We start from the raw sequence: 20,567 nt of genomic DNA, 5'->3' as shown, positions 1-20,567 counted from the left end.
AACTATGACTGCTTATACGTTTTGACATAACCTAATTTGATTCCTTTGGTTACTGCTTCTAATGCTGAACTAACATGCAATTTATCAAAAACATGTTGAATATGATTGGATACAGTCCGTTTGCTAATAAATAGGCTATCTGCGACCTCTTCTCGTTTGTACCCATCGCTTAACATTTGCAAAATTTTGGTCTCTTGCTCGGTAAGTTGCTCAATCTCTTCCTCTTCATCTGGAAAATACGTACAACCTGCATGAATATGAAGCAAGATATGTAACAACTGATCAGGAGATACATTTTTATTGATAAATCCACGTGCACCTGCTTTTTTAGCTTCATAACGGTAGACCGGAAGGTCAAATCCTGTCAAAATCACAATATTCAAATCAGGATATACTTTTGATACCGATTCAGCTACAATCAATCCGTCCTCTTCACTAATATTGCTTAAATTGATATCTACTAATAAAATATTTGGACGTTTTACCTCTATCATCTTCATCATTTCTGCTACTTCTTGTACCGATCGAAAGCTACTGACTTTTGAATAAAGACCTGTCTATATTGAACAGGTAATTGAATATATTCTGTCCATTGTTCTAAGGCTTCATTCGTTGTAGCTACAGGCTCTGTGATGATTCGCTCTTGCAGATAAGTAGCTGTTTTTAATTTGCAGATATTTGATAAGGTTATGAGTACTCTTCCCCTTTATGTTAGATGGAAATTATTTCTTTCTGAAGCTATTATACTCGTCATCTTTTCTATTGGATTGAGTATTACACGCACACTTGCGCATGATAAGGCGTATTTTTAACAAAAACACGCAAAAAAGACTTTCCACAGATTGAGGAAAGTCTTTACATCGCTATTGTTTACTTTAATTCACACTGAAATGCCTAAGCTGGCAAATTCTTCTCGCAATTCTCGCTTTAACTTCGCTTTTTCACTTTCTTCTAGAAAAGCAGCATGAGCTCCATTCATAGCGATTTGACCTAATTCCGATGTAGTGAACCCGAAGCGCTCTGCTAAAATACGATATTCTTTGGTCATACTTGTTCCAGATACACCAGGATTATCGGTATTTACTGTTATCATCAATCCACGTTCAAAATAATCACGAATCGGGTAGCTTTCCCAGTTGGATACCGCTTTGGTCTGAATATTGCTCACCGGACACATTTCAAGCGGAATCTGACGGGCAATCATCATATCCATAATCGCTGGTGCTTCTTGCAATCGTACGCCATGACCGATTCGAGTAGCGCCTAGATTGGAGACTGCTTCATGAATATTAGCAGCTCCTGCCGCTTCTCCGGCATGAATCGTAACTGGAATATCTCTGCGATGAGAAGCTGCAAAAATCTCACGAAACAACTCGGGTGGATATGACGCTTCATCACCGGCTAGATCGACAGCGACCAGACCTTTACCTATATATTTTGAAGCAGCATGGATCACTTCCATATTTTGTTGATGATCATGATGGCGCATGCAGATCGCGATACCACGTGCTCGCACCCCGAACTGTTGTTCACCGCGCTTCAGACCTGCAAGCACATAATGAATCACTTCTTCTGTATAAAGTCCGCGTTCACGATGCAATTGAGGAGCAAAGCGAATTTCGATATATTTACAATGATGTCTGTTTGCTTTTTCCACAATTTCAAAAGCGACCCGTTCTAACGCAATAGCCGTTTGTAAAAAGCGAGTTGTAAAATGAAATTTGCTTAAATAGTCTTGCAGACTACTACAATCTTCATTTACCTGCATATGGGAGAGTAATGCATGCTTATCTGTCGTCGGCAATTGAACCCCATGACTTTCAGCTAAATCAAGTACTGTCTGCGGGCGTAAGCTTCCATCCAGATGAACATGTAAATCTATTTTGGGCAGAGAAGATATATCAATACCGTTCAGATGACTATTCATTATTATTCCCCCCTCTTATGATCAGACTCATTTAAAAATGCGTCATTTAAATGTTCATTAATATAACATATTAAGACTAAAAAGTACATCTTTAATTTATTTAATGTTATATTAACTAACATATAAGAGGTTTTATATTAATTTAGCAATAATAATGTTAGACATATGGTATTAATCTATATCTTCATCATCGTCTATGTATTCATCTTCTTCAGATTCCCCTAATTCTAACCCTTGATTTACCCACTGGATAAAATGATCGGTAACATGCATTCCATCATCAGGGCTCATACTTCCGCCATCCACAATCCATACGTCTTTCGCTCCTGCTTCAGCTAGCATAATCAATACTCTGCCGCCGCTATCGTCACCAACAGCTACGTATCCTTCTGCATACAGATCGGTCTCCCATGTCTGATTGCGTTCTGCAATTTGTTCTGCTCCATAGATCAATACGCCTTCATCTGTATATAATCCATCACTTTTTTTCCATAATTGTTTTAACGCTTTGGGAAATGTCGTATTCATCCATTTCTCTGCATCACGAATCGTACTATTTTCAGCCGGTGGATAAAATTCACATGATCCTAATTGAGACAATTCTAATTCCATCTTTAACACTCCTTATTTGGCTAACGGATATAAGCGATATGATCTATTATAGTATAACTATACAGACGGTTGCATCTACACATCATTACTAGAAATATTTGAATACGATCTTTTCTAGATTTCTTCATAACAGGATAGTTAATAGACTACGATATTGTTTACTTTCTACAGGCACAGGTATTTCACCTGTTACTGGTGGGATGTCATAGTAAATTAAACCTTAAATCACCTATAAGTCTGTTGTAGTGATGATCTGCCTGGGCGAAGCAATGTCTGTTATACTGTTTGCATTAGCAACACTGTTGTATACGATGTGCAAGATGAAAATGAAGGATTTTTATAAAGAGAGGGTTACACTCATGTCCAAAAAAATACTAATCGCAGATGATGAAGAAAGTATTCGTAACTCGATTGCTTATGCTTTGAAACGAGAACATTTTATAGTAGAAACAGCGATAGATGGTGAAGACGCTCTTGCCAAAACAGCTATATTTCAGCCCGATGTTATCGTACTTGATGTGATGATGCCTAAGCTTGATGGATATGGAGTCTGTCGTGAACTGAATCATCGCAAAGGTATCGGTATTCTTTTGCTTACTGCCAAGTCTGATATTATCGACAAAATACTAGGTCTAGAAATGGGCGCAGATGATTATCTGTCCAAGCCTTTCGATATTCGTGAATTAATCGCTCGTATCAAAGCTTTGGCACGTCTGATGGAACGTGAAAGTACACCTACGGTCAATGATCTACCTGCCACCTTAGGGTCTGTAGAAGTGTATAGTAGTAGCCGTAAAGTATTGGTAGACCAGCAACCGATTGAACTTACACCCAAAGAGTTCGATTTATTGGCTCTACTGGCTAACCATCCTAACCGAGTGTATACACGTGAAGAACTATTGGAACTGGTATGGGGAATGGATTATCTAGGAGAAACGCGCACGATCGATATTCATATTCAGCGATTACGTAAAAAAATAGAACCTCATCAAGCTTTGCTCCAAACTGTCTACGGTGTTGGCTACAAAGCAGAACCGCTATCGTGAAAGGTTCTCTCTCTAGCTATACTTCACCGGATCGTAAAGCACCGTTCTTTTGGTCACGCGGACTTAGCTTACGCTGGAAGTTTCCGCTACTTTTAGCAGGCTTACTTTTATTTACTGTAGGTGTATTAAGTACGCTAGTGCTGATCGGCATTCAATCGAATCAGAAAAATCAGATCGAAACTACACTCAAACGACAAAGCGAAATCATAGGTCTTACTATACGTCAGGAATATCTAGCCGGTAATCAAAAAGACCCTCAGCAGTTTATGAAGTTGCGCGCTACCGAACTTGCCGGTCAACTTGGAATATCCAGTAATATGCGTATTATTCTGTACGATGCTACAGGGCAATTATCCGGCGATTCATTACCTGTTGCTCCTCAAGTCAATGTAAAGCAAGCTCTTGCTTATGCTTTGAAAGGTCAGATCGCTTATATTACCACAGGTTCTTCGGTGATCTACTTGTCTCCTATTCAAGGATCAGATGGTCTGCTTGGCGTCGTTCAGCTTCATCTTTCGATTGCAGAACAACAAGCATTTTATCAAGATATTGTACAACTACTTCTTACAATAGGGGTATCGGTGTTGATTATCAGCTTTGTAGTCGGTTGGTTATATATTCGCAGGCAGATTGCCGATATTCATCGGCTGACTCAAGAGACTCATTCGATATCTCAGGGACACTATCCTCTCCCTCGCACTGTTCTTTTTACTCGTAAAGACGAATTAGGGCAATTGGGAGACGACATCGTGCAGATGGGACATATGATTGCTCAAAGTGTGAACGAGCTGGAAAATGAAAAACAACAACTGGAACAAGCGATTACCAAATTAACAGCGCTAGAACAATTGCAAAAAGCATTTATCGGCAATATCAGTCATGAACTCAAAACACCGATTACATCGATTCAAGCCTATGCCGACTTACTGAATATGTATGGGGACGATCCTACACTGGTACACGAAGCCAGTGAAAGTATTGCCAAAGAAACCAAACGACTGATCGAATTGATCGAAGATTCGATTCGTTTGTCATTGTTGGAGAAATACGACTTTGAATTACAAGTAACTTCTGTGCAATTAGATGAACTGTTAAGCGATGTCGCCAAGCGTACACAAGGTAAAGCATCCACTTCAGGTATTGATCTACAGGTACAGACAGTTGCTGTAACATTGACGACCGATCCCAAGCATCTGATGCATATTTTATTAAATTTGCTAGATAACGCAGTAAAATATAATCATAGTGATCATGGATGGATTACACTTTCTAATGAACTGTACGATCACAAGACGATCATTCGTATTATCAACTCCGGTGCTATTATTCCAGAAGATCAATGGGACAATGTATTCGAACCTTATGCTACATTAAGCAGTGATCGCGCACGTACAGGTAGCGGAACAGGTCTGGGTCTTCCACTTGCCCGCCGTCTAGCAGAACGTCTACAAGGCAAGTTGTATATTGCTCAATCGAATGATTCGGGTACCGAATTTGTTTTGGAACTTCCGGTGTAACTTACTTATCGGGTACATTATTTACAACTTGGATACAATTCGATATATTTACGAAACGTCTGCTGATTATAGTAAAGACATCGATCATATAAGGGAGATGTTTTTTTGTGAACAAAATAATGTTATTCTGCCGATTCTATCGTCTCTACCGGCTAAGTATCGGCATAGGATGCATGCTATTGCTCAGTGCGTGCAGTATGTTGACCAATACAGGCGGACTAAGTTCATCAGAACCACAACTGACAGTATTACCTCTGGATACTTCGATGCAAAAACAAGCCGATGAAGTGATGTTGACCTCAGTAGCACCATTAAAAAATGTATATGGACGGACATGGTTATCGGATACAGAGCTGATTATCAACAAAAAAGATCGACTATACATGTATCATCTCGAAAATGGTAAAGAAAATGCTTTAACACCCGGGCGCACATCACCTCAATATCTTGCGCTGACGTCTCAAGATGGTCAGCATGTGTTTTTTACAGAAGGTGTAGACGGTGATCCTTATCAGATTCTAGGATATATATGGAATGTATCAACAGGCAAAGTAACATCGATGGGTCAACTGGATATTACCAGTACAGTGAGTTGGGCAGATAAAGAGCACTTAATTACTACTAAAGTAGGCGGTGGTATACGCTTAATCGCTCTGAACGGACACTCTTCCGATGTAGTTCTGTCAGATCCGGTGCAACAACAAGACAGTCTGGATTCGGTACAAAAAGTCGGCAAAATTATTTACTATTTGAGTCCAGATACCAATGTCTATCGGCTAGTACAATATGCGAATCAATCTGAGCCTACGATCACCCCGATCGCTAATCATGTTAGAGCCTTCACGGTATCTCCAGATGGACAGCGAATCGCGATAGAACAACGTGTGTGGAATACAACTGAGCCTGCCAAATTAATCATGATCGATACAGAAGGTCATGTAGAAGGCACATTAGGTCAAGGAAGCTTAATCAGCCGTAGTGTATGGTCTCCAGATAGTCGGATGCTTGCATTCTCTATCCATCAGGTGAATCAGCAAGGGATGAACGGGCTGTATATTTTCGATCAACATACGGGTAAAACAACACCTGTTTTTGCCAAAATTCAAGATGCCAACACTTCTATGCAATGGAGTCCGTCGGGTGATCACTTGTCGCTGTATGATGAGAGTCGCGGAGTCATGACCTATATTATAGGAATCGAAAAATAAGCTAAAGCCAACATGATGATAATGTATCTGTGGCTCTAGCTTATTTTTGTTGTTTTAGATTATTTTTGTCATGATAATTGCTTAATCTGACCTGCTTCCATTTAATCCAGACATCCTTATAATATTCTGCTTAAAGATTGTAGCTGTCATACGTTCCAAATATAATAACACGTCTAAAGTGTCACGATTTTACTTCTACATCTGTCTTACGAAATAATTGATACTCTCCATTCAACTGCTTGATTAACAAATGATGATCTGCCGTCTGAAAGACTGGAGTGCCTTTATCTACCGCATTAGACATCAGATGTTCTGGCGGGTACATCCCTGCTTCCACGCGTTGTACAATTTCACCGACTGCCTGAATATCTGTATACTGCTTCATATCTACAGATTGTCCGCCTATATATTGTTGATCATTATAATTAATAATAGCTGCATAAGAATCCGTATGATCTGCACTAGTATTACAACCTACAAGAAATAATGAATATCCAAGTATACAGCAAGCCATAATGAGTATTTTCATAGTTCACCTCTTTGGTTCGGAATAGATCGATTTTTCCTATAACTATTTATGTTATTTTCCGTTGCTCTGCAATTGTTCTAATTGCCATATACGTTCTTCTGTAATAGATGTTATATTGTTGCCTGATGCAAGACCGATTACTTTTATTGCATAATCACTAGCGACGATTGCGTGTTCTTTCATATGCCCTACAGCTACGGCTTGTCCGGCAGTTCTTGCCGCTGTTTTGGCTATTTCATTCTGACATTGTCTAGCGACTTTGTGAGTCTGTAATCCAGCTTGCCTTACTTGATGTACAGTAGCTTGTCCCACTTGCCATAGCTCATTTACTTTAAATGCTTGCTCTACTTGTTCAACATTCGCTAACTCTTGCTCAAGATAAGGCATTACATGCCGGGCAACACTAAGCGCCCATTGTGCTAATTGTACATGACTGATCTTTTCTATCGTCTGTTCAATCTCGGCTCGTAGAGATAAGTCGTCTACAATCTTAATCTTGGATTTACTCAATATTGCCTTCTCCTTTCCAAAATAGAAATAAAGAATTCCATCCGATCATCGTATGTTTCCCAAAATACTTTATAAACTCATTCCCGCTTAAATGTTCATCTGGCAAAAGTAATTCTAAAATCCCAATCGTTGCTGCTTCTCTTACATAATGCTCACCCTCAATATCAAATTGCTCTATGACATGAAAAATGGCTGGAAATTCATCATGTTTACCACTTCGGTACAATCGAATAAGATGTCTTACAAAGTCAGAGAGTTCCAAATAATATAATCGTTCTTCATCGATATCTTCATCCTTTATATAGTCTTTCCAGGACTCTTGATACGAAGGACAAGCTTCCAATAACAAATCTATCATTTGCTCTTTCATAATCATCAAGGTTGTATTCCTTTCTACCTTTATTTCTATATATCTATGTGTATTGCAAAGGCTATCTACAGATATGCCTCAATCTAACTAACAGCTATGACTATACAATGCTCATCCTTCGACAGGGACTTTGTATACTCGATAATCCTCTTTACCTTTGATCGCTAATTGATCTACATTGACTACATTTTTAATCTCATTGCTGTACTATCATTATACTGAAATCCTTTTGGAGTCTGTGCTATGTTGGGACTACAACCTATAAGCATTGCTAATAAAGTGAATACTATAGTTGATTTCAAAATAAACTCCACTCCCTTCTAACCTATTTCAAAATGGGTATGTAATATAGATAGTAGAACCAGTATATATCAATCAATAATGATATATACATGAAGAATATAATCGAACATAAAATAAAGTGATAATCTTGAGGAGGTGTACATACTATGCACATTAGAAAAGCAACACTTCAAGATGCAGAAGATATTGCCAGAGTTCATGTAGACAGTTGGAAAACAACATATAAAGGCATTATTCCAGATGACTTTCTTAACAATCTATCCTATACCCAGAGAAATGATCTATGGATGCAAGCCATAGCACAACAAGATCACTTCGTTATGGTAGCAGAGAATTTCGAAGGTCAGATTGTCGGATTTGCAGATGGTTGGAAAAGAGAAAACAACACCGTCCCTCATTCTGGTGACTTAACTTCGATCTATATACTGGAGTCTTATCAAGGTAAAGGTATGGGTAAGCAACTACTCCAATCTTTATTTAAGATATTTAAGCAATTGGGCTGGCAAAAAGTATTTGTTGAAGTGCTAGAAGATAACAAAACATGTGGCTGGTATGAGTATTATGGTGCGACATTATCTAAGACTGTGACTATCCAAATAGGTGGCGTGCTTCTCAATGAACGAGTCTATGAATGGAATAATATCGACGACGTATTAGCAAGATCATGAACATAAATTGATACTACTTTAAGTAAAAAAGCCTACTCGATAATAGTCGAATAGGCTTTAGCATTGAACACGATATCACGTAATACAACAGTAATGTTAGGCTTCAAGATCGGGTTGAATATAAAAAGGCTCCATATTGATCGTAGACAAATATTGGCGGAAGCGAGATAGTTCTTGGGCTGCCCTTTCTTTCTGTTGAAACGTACCTACTGTAAAAGCCGATTCGACTGAGCCGTCTCCGACATAAGCGGAAAGAACCGTTCCTTCGGTTGATGTTTCTAGGGTAAGGGCAACAGATTTAACGATCGTTTGCTCATCTTGGCTGATAATCCACATGGTTGGTTTCTCCTCTCGAGATATGTATAAGAGGAGTATAAAACAATTTAGTAAAAGATAGAATATGAGGAAACAAATCGTTGCAAAGATTGAAATTTATGCAATACTTTGTTTCTATAATGTATTGAAATTCAAAATTTTTTGTATTTCTTCTGAATGATTATTTATATATTTTTGTTGATGTTCTTGTAAAGATGTAAAAGTTTTTTCATCACATTTATTAATATTCCAACGCTTTTTCCTTTTTAGGTATGGATGTGTTTTCATATAATTTGTATAATCTGCTAATACATTTAGATATTTTTGTTGTAATCTTGTTTGTTTTAAAAATTCTTCTAGTATACTCTTCTCTTCTTGACTTCTATAAAAATGAATAATGATAGTTAAGATTGAAATCCTAAATATATAATCTTCTATTTTATTTGGAACAATGAGATTTATCCAGCTAGATTGTGTTGAACTAAAAAAGGATATTACTTTTAAATTTTTGATAAATTCGACTAAAAGTTCTGCATCTAATTTAATTTTATTAAGTTCATTAACTTTTACTTTTTTTACACTCTTTCTTAATTTTTCAATACTAATATTTTTTTTAATCTCACTCCATAAATCTTCACCTGTATATAAGTTATTAAAACCAGTAGCTTTATTGGCTATTTTAGCAGAAGACTCTTCCGAATCTTCCATTCTAAAATCGCTCCAAATATGGGGATTTCCATTAGGGGACATTACATTAAATAATACATTCATTGTTGTAATAGTATTATCTAAAGAAGTATTTGAGAAGATTTTTAATTTTTGGATTGAACTTTTCGAAACGTTTTTAATTTTTTTCTCTACATCAGGTATAATGTGGGATACCTTTCTGATTCTTTTGTCAATCCATTCAAGTTCTGAATCAATAACTTTTATTATAATAGAACTCTTTATCTCTCCACTTTTAAACCAAACGTCAATTAATAATTTTTTTTGATTTTTTTTATAATTTAAAGAAGAGAGAATAAGTTTTAAATTACTTAACGCACTTTCAGGATATACATAACTCGAACCTGATTTTCCATTGCTAATTCTTTTAGAAGGAGGTATTAAGCCTATTTTTCTCCAATTTTTTATTTGCGTTTCCGAAATATTGTAACCTAATTCTTTGGCAAAGATTATTAATTTTTCATTTGTAATCAGTTGATACACCTCATTTTTTTAGAACATAGGTACATGAAACAGTAATATTTTTTAGTAGGCTATATTATACAATCCTCTTGTAAGAAAAATTAAAAAAAGGAGGAATAAATTCATGCAAAAAATAATTAATTTAATAATCTTTTTTATAACTCTAATAATTGCTATAAAAAGGATTATCGAAGCACTAAATACTATAAAAAAAATTTTAAACTGATTTTTAAATTAAAAACCAATGTTACAAATAATAACATTGGTTTTTAATTTACTCCTAATGAACAAATTCTTAATCATAAGTCTAATTAAAATTAAATTTCCATATACCATTCTTGTGGAATTAATTTAATACCATCTCGCCATTCTTCAACTTCATAAACTTCTTCAATATCTCCATATATACTACTATCAGCATGATCTAACACAATACATTGCCAATCTCCATTATTATTTTTTACAGATTCTGCTAGAGTTTTAAATATACTTTTAACTGCTTTTACATCCTCATCATCATATTGTAAGTCTAACTCTTCTTGAGTTCTTTTTAGTTTTGGAAAATAAACTTGACTTGGTTGATCTAATACTACAAAACTTGGTACACAGGATTCTTTTAATTCTAAAAAGTATTCCTGCAAGGCGCATATTAAAGCAATATGAAAAGAAACCCAATTCGAAGCACTACCAACTTCAGCTAGAAAATGCCAGTTATCATCATTACTTAAAACAGAAATATTTAAATCTTTTATACTAAATTTAGGGGCAATTCTTCTATATTTTTCTTCTACATCCAAAGTCTTTAAATAAAAAGCAATATTCTGAGAAATCTTATTAATTGCAACATCTAACTTTCTTTTAATAAGGTTTTGATCTACTAGCATTATTAAATTATTATATTCTTGTTCTAAGAGTTTTATTTCTTGATGAATTTCTCCACCATCTATCAATTTTTCAAATGTTTCTTTTGATGCTTTAAGATGTCCAAGAAATAAAAACATATTTTTACTTTTATGAAATTCTTTTTGTGCTTCCTTATCTCTAGCTAATAGTAAATCAAATCTTTTTTGTAATTCATTCTTCTGATCTAAAAATCTCTGCAATTCTATTTTTAATCTTTCCTCTTCTCTAATAAATGAAGTAGATATTTCTACTTTCTTTTTTGATTGTTCTTCATATTTCTCAAAAGCATTTATTATTTTTTTCATTTCGTTTTTAGTCTTAGGATGTTCTTCACTTCCACAAGCAGGGCATGGTTGAACCGTAGAAGTTATACTATCTAGCCATTTAGAGATATGAAGCCTATCAGCTCTTTTTCTTTGAGAATTTTTGTAATCATATAATCCTTTATCAAGACGATTTATTTCAGATAACCTCCTTTTTACTTGTCCTATTTCAAAGCTTACTTTTTCTTCTTCAATTTCAAAATTTAATAATTCTTTATTAGCAGAATCTATATTATTCACTTTTGTTTGTGTATACTCAGGAATATTTTCAAGAATAATATCAGCAAATTTTAATAATTCTTCTGGAGGAGATTCCATACTAATTTCTTCATTTAACAACCCGTATTCATAAGCTATTTTCATATGCCCAAGCATATTAGCCTTCCAAGCTATTGAAATGTTTTTAACTTTCTCAAATTCTCTCTGTAATAAGTTCAGTCTTTTTTCAACAAATTGTAATTTTTGTCTTGCCCTTAATATTTCAATATTTTCCGCTCCTAAGATAAAAGGAAACCAATTTCTTAATCTTTCTCTATGTTCATGAGCATGCATTTTATAAAATAAAATATTTTGGTTAGCTACAATATCCTGAGTCTGAAAACATAAAGCCATTAAATCTCTAAAACTTAATCTAGAACCATAAGAATCCTTTTCTTCCTCACCTAATGGAAAATAAGGAACAGAAGAAATAGTATTTAAAATATGTTTTATTCCTTCACTATTTTCATTAGACTCTTTTATTTCTAAAGGAACTATGATTAGTTTTTCTCTAGTAAAATAAAATTTATTAGAAACTTTATTTCCAGTTGGAACTTCTCTTGCAATTAAAATTTGGTCTGCTTCTGTTTGGAATACTACTCCATACCAAGATGTATGATCTCGTATAGTATCTATAGGGATAGAGCAATCACTGGATGCTAAGCAATAATCAATAATCGGAATTATTGCAGATTTCCCTGTTCTAGAGGCTCCTGTTATAACATTAACTTTTCCAGTCTTAAAATTTACAATTCTAGGAGCATATTCATTAGATTTTGACCAAATAATTAATTTCAATAATTGAAACTTCATTAAAAAACCACCTTTAAATATGATTCGATATCTATGATTTCATGTTCTGAGAACCAAACCCCTAGTATCTCTGCTTTTTTACCTTCCCTTTGAGTCTGCTTTCTAATATTGTTCCCTCGTCCAGATTTCTCGGATAAATTGCGAGCATATAATTTACCAGTTTCTACATCCCAAACCATTAATCCCTCACTAATTGCTATATCAATAGCTGCTAATGTATATTCTTTTTTGTCTTTAATTCTTTCTTGTAAAGATAATAAAATATCAGAGTTTTTATTTTCTTCAAAACTTCGTATATACGATTGCAAATTACTTCTTTTATTACTAATAAATTCTGTTAATTCTTTACTAGTTAAGATAGCAGTAGCTACAAAATGTAAAAGTGCTATTGGAGCATCTCCAAATTGATGTCCCTTGCTATATCCTTGGGTAAACCTCCATAACAAATAAGCTCCTATTATAGGAGTATTCCAAATTTTCACTTCTTCTACTAACCTGCTCATATTTAATTATCCTTCCTTGAAAACAACATTTTCCAATGAGGATGCCAACCAACAAAAAAATCATCAGCTAAAGCATGATAAGTTCCTGGAATGGTAGAACATGGTGGATGCATCTCTCTAATTACTTGTGGTTTTAATTTACAATCTAACAAAAGTAATTGTCCTTTTTCTATATGATTTAAGTCTTTTTCTGTTAAGCTTATTTTTCTAGCTTGGTTACTCCAAAATTTCTTTAAACTATCTTCAAACTCTTTAGCTATATGTTCATCAATAATTTCACTTTCAATCCATTTTTCACGATTAACATCTGCTTTTAAATAATCTGAAATAGCTTCAATGATTTCATCCTCTTCGATTTCTATTGATTCAAGTTGTTGTAAATAATTAGGTTTAGCTAAAGCATGCTGTTTAACTATATCTTCTCCAAGTTGATATGAGATTGTGTAATCAATAAGCTCTCTACTACGTACTCTATTGAATAAAACTAAAAATTGATGGTGAAAATCTTCCCATGTAATAACGGCAGGAATCTTACAAGCAATTTTTTCTTTAATTTCTTTACTTACCCATCCCTCTAAAATATTTATTGCAAAATCAAATTGTGTCTCTGGTATATGTTGTTTTCGTAGTTCTATTTTTATTTCGTCATATCCTGCTCCTTTTCCGATTTGAAGATCAAAACGCTCTATTATTTCTGCTAATAATGATATTTTCTCATTAACTAAATAATTATAATATTTCCAAATATCATGTTGATCATTTATATCTTTCAGCTCTTTTTTTGCTTTTTCAATAGCTAAAGTTGCTTTTAAAAGATCATTAGCTGAACAAAATTCATTAATGATCGATAATCTACCAGATTGATTGCAATACAAAATAAATCTAGTATTTTTTATATCTAATTCTTTATTTTCTACTGCCTTAGCCCAATTAAAAAAAGTTTTCCAAAAGTCCGTTGATCTATCAGTTAATGGGTTACTTTTTATAGAAGATTTATCTTCTTCAGAAATTATATGGTTGTTTTCTTTTCTCACTGCTACATCGCCTAAAACTTCAACACTTACTTGTTCATTAGGGCTACTTTGTAAAAGATGAAAAAGTGCTCTCGTGAATTGTATTCCGAATCCTAGTAATTGACCTGGAGCATTCGAATTCATAAATTGATCTCCTTATTAGAAAATATTAAATCTGAACTTCTTGATTTTTCTTCAAGCCACCCTGCAAATCCCTCGACCTTGCTATAACTCAAAAATAACCAGTCCATCGCTCTAGTCATTCCGATATAAAATAACGACACTTCTCGCTCTGGATGTTCTTCTAGCTTGAATGGCATACTGTCGACATTGACGATAAACACCGCTTTGAAATCTAGCCCTTTGGAGCTGTCGAGTGTGGATAGCTTGACGGCTTCTTGGTGGCGTTCGAATGTGCGTTTGGATGCTGTATTTTCGGTGAACCAATTGTACGGAATCTCATGCTTGGATAGTTCTTTTTGTAATACATCGATATAAGAGTACGAATAGCGCTTTTGTACACGATACAAGACAGCCATTTCGGCGTAAGGTACTTTTTTCTGCTCATGTAATATCTTCATCTGCTGGGCGACCCATTGTGCTTCTTCTGCAAAAGAAGCGCAGTGCTTGATCTGTGGCTCTATCCCTTTGCGCTTGGTACTTTGCGGTGGGATAATCTCTACCCCTTCTATACTTGTGCCTTCTTTGACCTTTTCCCCTAAGCTGAAATGGGTACGATAGAAGTCCCATGCGAAGTTGACGATCTGAGCGGTGTTACGGTAGTTGATACTGAGAATTTTGGAGCGTCCACGGAAGTCGAGTCCGGTGTTCTGGCTCAGGCTGGTTTTGCGTTTGTAGATATTTTGCGCTTTGTCTTCGACCAGTAATAGTGATTGGGTTTCCGGGTTAAGCACCTTACTTAGCAATTCTAGCCATGACGGTTCGAAGTCTTGTCCTTCGTCGATCAGGATCGCATCGTATTGCGGTAAGATCGTCTCGCCACGATTGATCTTTTCCAGATAAGATTCGATCAGTTCGTCTTTGATACGCATCGTACTCCACAGCCATTCATGGAATGTAGCAATCTGTAGATTGGATGACTTCTCTATAGAAGGTGTAGCCGATGAATTCGTCTGACTGTTAGCAAAATCGAACAAATCTTCCGGTTCTTCGAGCATCCGATCAATCTGACTGCGAATCACTCTCGATAATGGAATGCCATAACAGAGGACAAGAATTTTCCAATGTGGATGGTCTTTGATTAGCATCTTCGCTCTAGCGGCTAGAATTAGAGTCTTGCCACTACCTGCTACACCGCGTATTAATCGATTCTTATCTCCCAACTGTCTGGCAAGTGATTCCTGATGCAAGTCCATCGCTTGAATATTATGAAGCGATAGTAAGAGTTGGTCTTGATAATAAGCAGGCTCCCGATATTCTGCACTAATCCGTACTTCGGGAAATAGATGATACCGAATCGCTTTGATATCTTCGTCGGTCAACATCTGATTCATATGAAAAGGGGTATCGAACATATTGGTAATACGCTCTAGTAGATGATCTGCGGTGCAATTCTCATCTTCGAGGTCTATTTCTTCTCGTGTAAGCATATATCTAGGATCGATCACCCGATGTAGACTATGCTTGACGATATGGGTCTGCTTGAGACGGGTAAAAACAACTCCATGTCCATAGCGGAACTTGAGATTATTTGCATACACACCGCTTTGTTGTGTAAGATTCTGATCTTTTTTGAGCTTATTATTAATTCGAAAAGCATAGTCTCTTGCTTGGAGTAGCGGATTTTTGACCGTTTCTACCGATCCTGTTCCTTTTTGGGTATGTAGCTGCCATTCATGAGTATTGAGTTCGTAGAGGGTATTTTCGGTGTAGTCTTTCACTTCTAACACCAATAGTCCAAGATCCGGGCCGATAATGACGTAGTCTGGTCGTCTGCCACCGATCTCTGGTTCGTAGTAGACAATATAATCGTCTGGAAGATGTTCTTTGAGCGTTTGAAATAAAAGGCGTTCGCCTGCGGTTGCTTTTCTCGGGATGGTGTCTGGAATCGTATATGCCATAGTTGTGTTCTCCTTAGTGCAGGCAGAAGATGTACGAGTTAGAGTCCAGTTCTTCTGGAAATCTGCGATAATTTTGCTTTAAAATGAAATATTTCAATTTTTTTAGGTCTTAGGTAGCGTATATATTTACCTATATCATACTTCGTTTGACTCATATTGGAAATACTTTTTTTCAATATAATGGATTTAAACCAAAAAAACAGGACATTTTCCATCTTAAATTGGAAAAGTCCTACTTTTATTAGGTCTGTTGGTAGTGATCGTCTTTAGTTGCTATATGCTTTAATTCTGTTTTTCTATTGGAGATACAAGTATTCTTTTTAAGCTAGTGGCTCTAATCGATATACGACACATCCGTGTGGTGGAAGTTCTATTTCCCATTGTCCTTGTACGGTTAATTGTTCTGTAGGCTGCCATAGATTATGCAGATTCACTGGTACTGTTATATCTAATAAAGATAGATCCAGTGTTAGCGTATTCTGCTCTTCTCCTGCATTAAACAAAGCGATATAGCGGTTATGCGTTTCATCTTCCTCCGCTACCCAGATGATTCGATCTTGCTCATCACGAGAAAGTTGATAGGCTTGACGGCTCTTATGATTCATTTCTAAAATCAGCGGACTGTTCAGCAATGACAATGTCCATTCATCGTTATCCCGTAATTCTCCTCCGAACATTAACGGCGAACGGAAAATCGACCAGAGTGTCATCATAGTACGCTGTTCATCAGGTGTGAATCGTGTCCAACGATCTGCTCCGCCTCCATCTACAGAGCGAATACCGATATGACCGAGTGGCAACATATCACAATCCGGCCAAGAACCTTCGCCTACATACGGTGACCATTTCTCACAACGTTCGAACATCGCATATAATAATGACCAGATATCCCAAAAGTCATCGGTAACACGCCACATATTCGCATAGTCTCTTAATTGTTGTTGGTATTGTAACGGCGCTGGCCCTGGAGATAGACTGAGTACCATCGGACGACCACACTGATCGATTGCGCGACGAATTAGTTCAATTTCTTCCAGATGAGTATCATACAGACGTGAAGCCGCAATATCATCGACTTTGACAAAATCGACTCCCCACTCTGCATACATTTCAAATAATGAATTGTAATATTGTTGTGCTCCTTCTTGCGAAGCATCTACCCCGTACATATCTGTATTCCATGGACAGATAGAATTAGGATGTGCAATCTGTCTGGCGGTGATATGTGTTCCCTTGATCGCTGTATTCTGATGCACCGCTTGTCTTGGAATACCACGCATAATATGTATACCGAACTTTAATCCTAATTGATGTACCCGATCAGCTAACAGACGGAATCCTTGACCATCTTTACTGGAAGGAAAACGATTGACTGCTGGAATTAATCGGGAATAGTTATCCATTTCTAATGGCTCAAATTTGCGATACGCTGAGGATACAGCACCTGCTTCATACCACTGAATATCCACTACAATATATTCCCAACCATGCTCTTTGAGATGAGTAGACATATACTCGGCATTGCCTATAATTTCTTCTTCTCGTACAGCGGCTCCATAACAATCCCAACTATTCCAGCCCCGGGGTGGATATTGTGCCCATAGATGATGTCCCATATTGGATCTCCTTTAGATATATCTATTTTGGAATAATATGCTGTATTTATTTTAAACTTTTTTTGGAAACGGTTGCAATAAATAATATATATATTATCCTACATTATTTATGATTTTATAATCATTTTGCATTATAAATTCTTACAACAACGTATACACAATATTATATTTTGAAATAAAATGTATTTGTTTAACTTGAAATATATAACTATTAAAACATTTATTAGTTTTTTAATTATTTATTAGCAATTTTATTTTTTTTAATCTGTAAGACCTAAATATATAGCGAATTTTGTCGATATAGGTATTACGTTATATGTTTAAACAACAATGAGGAGTGAAATTATGCGTATTAATATTCAAACTAAATTATTGGTCGGCTTTTTTAGCGTGATTCTATTACTGGTATTGGTCAGTCTTTTATCACTATTCAGTATGAATACATTAGGATCGCAAGCCAAGCAAATTGATAGCAAATGGATGCCTAGTGTAAGCACAATGGGTATGATGAATGGCGATATCTCTGATGTACAGCGTTTAGTTCTAAACATGGTACTCGAAAATGATCCTGAACGAATTACTAAAATCAATACTACATTAGATGAATTGTTAAAACGGATCGAAACCGAACGTGTACAATACAAAGCATTGATTCAATCGGATGAAGAATCCAAATTATTTGAGCAATTCAATACCAATTATGATCAATTTTTAACAACATTTCCTACTTTAGTCGATGCAGCCAAAGGCAATGATATCGATAAAGCGCGTGAATTACATCGTGCTTCTTATGATGCCTGGTATACTGCTAATGACACAATTGCTCAATTAATTGCTTATGATAATGAACAAGCAGGTATTTTGACAGATCAATCTGTAAAATCAGCAACTTCTGCAAGCACGAACATTATTATTTTAAGTATTATCGCTGTTGTTATTGGTATCGTAATTGCTTACCTTATTGCTAGATCTATTTCCCGTCCAGTGAAACAAATTCAACAAGCGGCTGAACGTATCTCTGCTGGTGATCTAACAGGCGAAGCGATCATTATTCGTAATAAAGACGAAGTCGGTCTACTGGCTGTTGCTTTCAATCAAATGGTAGCGAATCTTCGTAGCTTGCTTGAATCTGTAGCTGCTACTTCTGAATTGGTTGCCGCTTCTTCAGAGCAATTAACAGCAAGTAGTGAGCAGAACAAACAAGCATCTGAACAAATTGCTGAAACGGTACAAGAAAGTGCTAATGGCGCTGCTACTCAAGTTGATATTGCTACCAAGTCTGCTCAAGCGATGCAAGAAATGGCGATCGGTGTAGAACAAATTGCTGTTCGTGCACAGACAGTATCCAGTTCAGCAACCGAAGCAGCAAGCAAATCGTCTAATGGTAACAAAGCGATCCAACAAGCAGTTAATCAAATGGATTCGATTCAGACTTCGCTACACTCGTTAGGTTCTGTCGTGAAAGAATTAGGAAGTCGTTCGCAAGAAATTGGAAATATCACTAAAGTCATTACAGGTATTGCTACACAGACCAATCTGCTTGCTCTAAATGCTTCAATTGAAGCGGCTCGTGCAGGTGAAGCAGGTCGAGGATTCGCTGTCGTTGCTGATGAAGTCGGTAAATTAGCAGAACAATCTTCTCAATCGGCGAAGCAAATTATTGAACTGGTTACATTTATCCAGAAAGATACAACAGATGCCATTGACGCGGTAGAATTGAATAATCTTGAATTTGATAAAGGGTTGGCTTCTGTATCGATTGCAGGTGAAGCGTTCCGCGATATTTTACAGGCTGTCAATCAAGTCGCTGGTGATATTGAAGAAGTCTCCGCAGGCGCAGAACAATTATCAGCAAGCACGAATGAAATTGTTCAATACTCCAAACAGATCAATCATATCGCTCAAGAATCTTCTGAAGGTATGCTAAGTGTATCTGCGGCTACGCAAGAACAATTAGCTTCTATGGAAGAGATTACATCATCATCGTCTTCTCTAGCACAGACAGCAGAACAACTTCATAATGAAGTTAGCGCATTTAAAGTGTAATATTTTAGCTTACTTGTGTTACTAGCTGTATAGCAAATAGACAATACCCCTTATCCTTTTATGATCAGAAGATCGCATATAAAGGATAAGGGGTATTTTGGTATATCATTGTGTACCATGTGTAAAGATAATAACTTGAATTTACATTTTGATCTTTTTCGTTTTTTTACCATGATCATCTAAAGTAGAGAGCTTTCCTTCTGCTCGCTCCATTTCTATAATCTTTTCCGCCAAAATTTTACTGGAGTTCGCCAGTACTGCCATTTTGAGCGAAAGATTACTTAACATTTCTTGTTCTGTCGTAGTCGTCTGACCAAGCAATCTGCTTTCGGCTTTGGCTTGTTCCATCGTATAACTGGATGCTTGCTCTTGTTCTGTCACAAAGTGATCATACACTTCAGCAAATGTTTTGGTCTGTAATTGAAATTCGATAATACCTTGTATGACTGCTAAAGGTAATACAGGTTTGAGGGTGCACAGCATCATCAAGTAAGCAATATGCGTACGGGAATAGCGCTTTTTGATCGTAGGTGGAATAATGCCCTGTTTGACATAATTATTGATCATAGAGGGTGAGATTAACTTGCCTGCACTCTCTCCGGGGAATTTGTGAAAATGCTTTTCTAATAAAGCGACCACTTGATCCATATATAAATCAATGTCGGGAATCTGCTCCCATCTGGGGAACTTATAAGCCACTTTCTCTTTACCCCATGTCTCTAATTCTTGAGCCAGTTTGTCTTCCACTATGTATTCCTCCTTGAGCTGAACATGTATGATAAGATTCATTGTCTGTAATTTGTGTTTATGATTGTATA

The 20,567-nt window shown here is 36.2% G+C and carries 19 protein-coding genes; 5 read left to right on the top strand and 14 right to left on the bottom strand.

The genetic code is table 11. The annotated features are described in order from the left end of the window. Positions 1-2: 2 nt before the first annotated feature. The 3 genes from PQ460_RS09950 to PQ460_RS09940 form a co-directional block, all read right to left on the bottom strand. Positions 3-494, bottom strand: a complete 492-nt coding sequence (locus tag PQ460_RS09950) for a LuxR C-terminal-related transcriptional regulator (protein ID WP_274172532.1) — start codon at positions 492-494, stop codon at positions 3-5. Between the two features lie 386 nt (positions 495-880). Further along, the gene (gene add / locus PQ460_RS09945) at positions 881-1,927 is read right to left on the bottom strand and encodes an adenosine deaminase (RefSeq protein WP_274172531.1); all 1,047 of its coding nucleotides are present in this window, start codon (positions 1,925-1,927) and stop codon (positions 881-883) included. 171 nt (positions 1,928-2,098) lie between these two features. Next, positions 2,099-2,539 carry an SMI1/KNR4 family protein gene (locus PQ460_RS09940; protein ID WP_274172530.1) on the bottom strand — a complete coding sequence of 147 codons (441 nt, stop codon included), beginning with the start codon at positions 2,537-2,539 and terminating at the stop codon, positions 2,099-2,101. Positions 2,540-2,898: 359 nt separating this feature from the next. Between PQ460_RS09940 and PQ460_RS09935 the strand changes: the two genes are divergently transcribed. From PQ460_RS09935 to PQ460_RS09925, 3 genes are all read left to right on the top strand, one after another. Continuing rightward, positions 2,899-3,585 carry a response regulator transcription factor gene (locus PQ460_RS09935; RefSeq protein WP_273612713.1) on the top strand — a complete coding sequence of 229 codons (687 nt, stop codon included), beginning with the start codon at positions 2,899-2,901 and terminating at the stop codon, positions 3,583-3,585. After that, entirely contained in the window at positions 3,582-5,102 is a 1,521-nt protein-coding gene (locus tag PQ460_RS09930) for a sensor histidine kinase (RefSeq protein ID WP_274172529.1), read from the top strand. The genes PQ460_RS09935 and PQ460_RS09930 overlap by 4 nt, the downstream gene beginning before the upstream one ends. Before the next feature lie 107 nt (positions 5,103-5,209). Then, positions 5,210-6,310 (top strand): WD40 repeat domain-containing protein, encoded by a 1,101-nt coding sequence (locus tag PQ460_RS09925; protein WP_274172528.1) that lies wholly within the window; start codon positions 5,210-5,212, stop codon positions 6,308-6,310. Positions 6,311-6,491: 181 nt separating this feature from the next. On the opposite strand, the gene PQ460_RS09920 is transcribed toward PQ460_RS09925, so the two are convergent. From PQ460_RS09920 to PQ460_RS09910, 3 genes are read right to left on the bottom strand one after another with little or no spacing between them, the layout of a single operon-like run. Continuing rightward, a complete protein-coding gene (locus tag PQ460_RS09920) occupies positions 6,492-6,839 on the bottom strand; it encodes a hypothetical protein (RefSeq protein ID WP_274172527.1) in 348 nt (115 codons plus the stop codon). A gap of 51 nt (positions 6,840-6,890) precedes the next feature. Continuing rightward, on the bottom strand, positions 6,891-7,349 hold the full coding sequence (locus tag PQ460_RS09915; RefSeq protein WP_274172526.1) for a putative immunity protein: 459 nt from the start codon (positions 7,347-7,349) through the stop codon (positions 6,891-6,893). Further along, positions 7,342-7,719, bottom strand: a complete 378-nt coding sequence (locus PQ460_RS09910; protein ID WP_274172525.1) for a DUF7674 family protein — start codon at positions 7,717-7,719, stop codon at positions 7,342-7,344. The genes PQ460_RS09915 and PQ460_RS09910 overlap by 8 nt, the downstream gene beginning before the upstream one ends. Positions 7,720-8,168: 449 nt before the next feature. On the opposite strand from PQ460_RS09910, the gene PQ460_RS09905 reads away from it, so the two are divergent. Then, complete coding sequence (locus PQ460_RS09905; protein ID WP_274172524.1) at positions 8,169-8,690, top strand: GNAT family N-acetyltransferase; 522 nt, start codon at positions 8,169-8,171, stop codon at positions 8,688-8,690. A 96-nt stretch (positions 8,691-8,786) separates the two neighbouring features. Here PQ460_RS09905 and PQ460_RS09900 read toward each other — a convergent pair whose 3' ends face one another. From PQ460_RS09900 to PQ460_RS09870, 7 genes are all read right to left on the bottom strand, one after another. Continuing rightward, positions 8,787-9,026: a hypothetical protein gene (locus PQ460_RS09900; protein WP_274172523.1), complete on the bottom strand. Its 240-nt coding sequence runs from the start codon at positions 9,024-9,026 to the stop codon at positions 8,787-8,789. A 114-nt stretch (positions 9,027-9,140) separates the two neighbouring features. Continuing rightward, entirely contained in the window at positions 9,141-10,214 is a 1,074-nt protein-coding gene (locus PQ460_RS09895; protein WP_274172522.1) for a hypothetical protein, read from the bottom strand. Between the two features lie 296 nt (positions 10,215-10,510). Then, positions 10,511-12,490, bottom strand: coding sequence for a DUF3732 domain-containing protein (locus PQ460_RS09890; protein ID WP_274172521.1), 1,980 nt, complete (start codon positions 12,488-12,490; stop codon positions 10,511-10,513). Continuing rightward, the gene (locus tag PQ460_RS09885; RefSeq protein WP_274172520.1) at positions 12,490-12,993 is read right to left on the bottom strand and encodes a three component ABC system middle component; all 504 of its coding nucleotides are present in this window, start codon (positions 12,991-12,993) and stop codon (positions 12,490-12,492) included. Before PQ460_RS09885 ends, PQ460_RS09890 begins: the two co-directional genes overlap by 1 nt. Before the next feature lie 2 nt (positions 12,994-12,995). Then, on the bottom strand, positions 12,996-14,150 hold the full coding sequence (locus tag PQ460_RS09880; protein ID WP_274172519.1) for an ABC-three component system protein: 1,155 nt from the start codon (positions 14,148-14,150) through the stop codon (positions 12,996-12,998). Beyond that, the gene (locus PQ460_RS09875; protein WP_274172518.1) at positions 14,147-16,087 is read right to left on the bottom strand and encodes a 3'-5' exonuclease; all 1,941 of its coding nucleotides are present in this window, start codon (positions 16,085-16,087) and stop codon (positions 14,147-14,149) included. Before PQ460_RS09875 ends, PQ460_RS09880 begins: the two co-directional genes overlap by 4 nt. A gap of 320 nt (positions 16,088-16,407) precedes the next feature. Then, positions 16,408-17,703: an alpha-galactosidase gene (locus PQ460_RS09870; RefSeq protein WP_274172517.1), complete on the bottom strand. Its 1,296-nt coding sequence runs from the start codon at positions 17,701-17,703 to the stop codon at positions 16,408-16,410. A 345-nt stretch (positions 17,704-18,048) separates the two neighbouring features. Between PQ460_RS09870 and PQ460_RS09865 the strand changes: the two genes are divergently transcribed. Then, positions 18,049-19,749, top strand: a complete 1,701-nt coding sequence (locus PQ460_RS09865) for a methyl-accepting chemotaxis protein (protein ID WP_274172516.1) — start codon at positions 18,049-18,051, stop codon at positions 19,747-19,749. A 141-nt stretch (positions 19,750-19,890) separates the two neighbouring features. Here the strand turns inward: PQ460_RS09865 and PQ460_RS09860 are convergent, their stop codons facing one another. Beyond that, the gene (locus tag PQ460_RS09860; protein WP_274172515.1) at positions 19,891-20,496 is read right to left on the bottom strand and encodes a DUF1836 domain-containing protein; all 606 of its coding nucleotides are present in this window, start codon (positions 20,494-20,496) and stop codon (positions 19,891-19,893) included. Between the last annotated feature and the right edge of the window lie 71 nt (positions 20,497-20,567).

The organism is Paenibacillus sp. KACC 21273 (assembly GCF_028736095.1).
Taxonomy (GTDB): Bacteria; Bacillota; Bacilli; order Paenibacillales; family Paenibacillaceae; genus Saccharibacillus; species Saccharibacillus kyungheensis.
The sequence above is the reverse complement of the archived record's forward strand: the minus strand, read 5'-3'. Positions and strand labels throughout refer to the sequence as shown.

Excerpts from the sequence above, each read along its gene's own strand:
- PQ460_RS09950 (WP_274172532.1), bottom strand. The coding sequence starts at position 494 with ATGATAGAGGTAAAACGTCCAAATATTTTATTAGTAGATATCAATTTA.
- add (WP_274172531.1), bottom strand. The coding sequence starts at position 1,927 with ATGAATAGTCATCTGAACGGTATTGATATATCTTCTCTGCCCAAAATA.
- PQ460_RS09940 (WP_274172530.1), bottom strand. The coding sequence starts at position 2,539 with ATGGAATTAGAATTGTCTCAATTAGGATCATGTGAATTTTATCCACCG.
- PQ460_RS09935 (WP_273612713.1), top strand. The coding sequence starts at position 2,899 with ATGTCCAAAAAAATACTAATCGCAGATGATGAAGAAAGTATTCGTAAC.
- PQ460_RS09920 (WP_274172527.1), bottom strand. The coding sequence starts at position 6,839 with ATGAAAATACTCATTATGGCTTGCTGTATACTTGGATATTCATTATTT.
- PQ460_RS09910 (WP_274172525.1), bottom strand. The coding sequence starts at position 7,719 with ATGAAAGAGCAAATGATAGATTTGTTATTGGAAGCTTGTCCTTCGTAT.
- PQ460_RS09905 (WP_274172524.1), top strand. The coding sequence starts at position 8,169 with ATGCACATTAGAAAAGCAACACTTCAAGATGCAGAAGATATTGCCAGA.
- PQ460_RS09900 (WP_274172523.1), bottom strand. The coding sequence starts at position 9,026 with ATGTGGATTATCAGCCAAGATGAGCAAACGATCGTTAAATCTGTTGCC.
- PQ460_RS09890 (WP_274172521.1), bottom strand. The coding sequence starts at position 12,490 with ATGAAGTTTCAATTATTGAAATTAATTATTTGGTCAAAATCTAATGAA.
- PQ460_RS09885 (WP_274172520.1), bottom strand. The coding sequence starts at position 12,993 with ATGAGCAGGTTAGTAGAAGAAGTGAAAATTTGGAATACTCCTATAATA.
- PQ460_RS09880 (WP_274172519.1), bottom strand. The coding sequence starts at position 14,150 with ATGAATTCGAATGCTCCAGGTCAATTACTAGGATTCGGAATACAATTC.
- PQ460_RS09875 (WP_274172518.1), bottom strand. The coding sequence starts at position 16,087 with ATGGCATATACGATTCCAGACACCATCCCGAGAAAAGCAACCGCAGGC.
- PQ460_RS09870 (WP_274172517.1), bottom strand. The coding sequence starts at position 17,703 with ATGGGACATCATCTATGGGCACAATATCCACCCCGGGGCTGGAATAGT.
- PQ460_RS09865 (WP_274172516.1), top strand. The coding sequence starts at position 18,049 with ATGCGTATTAATATTCAAACTAAATTATTGGTCGGCTTTTTTAGCGTG.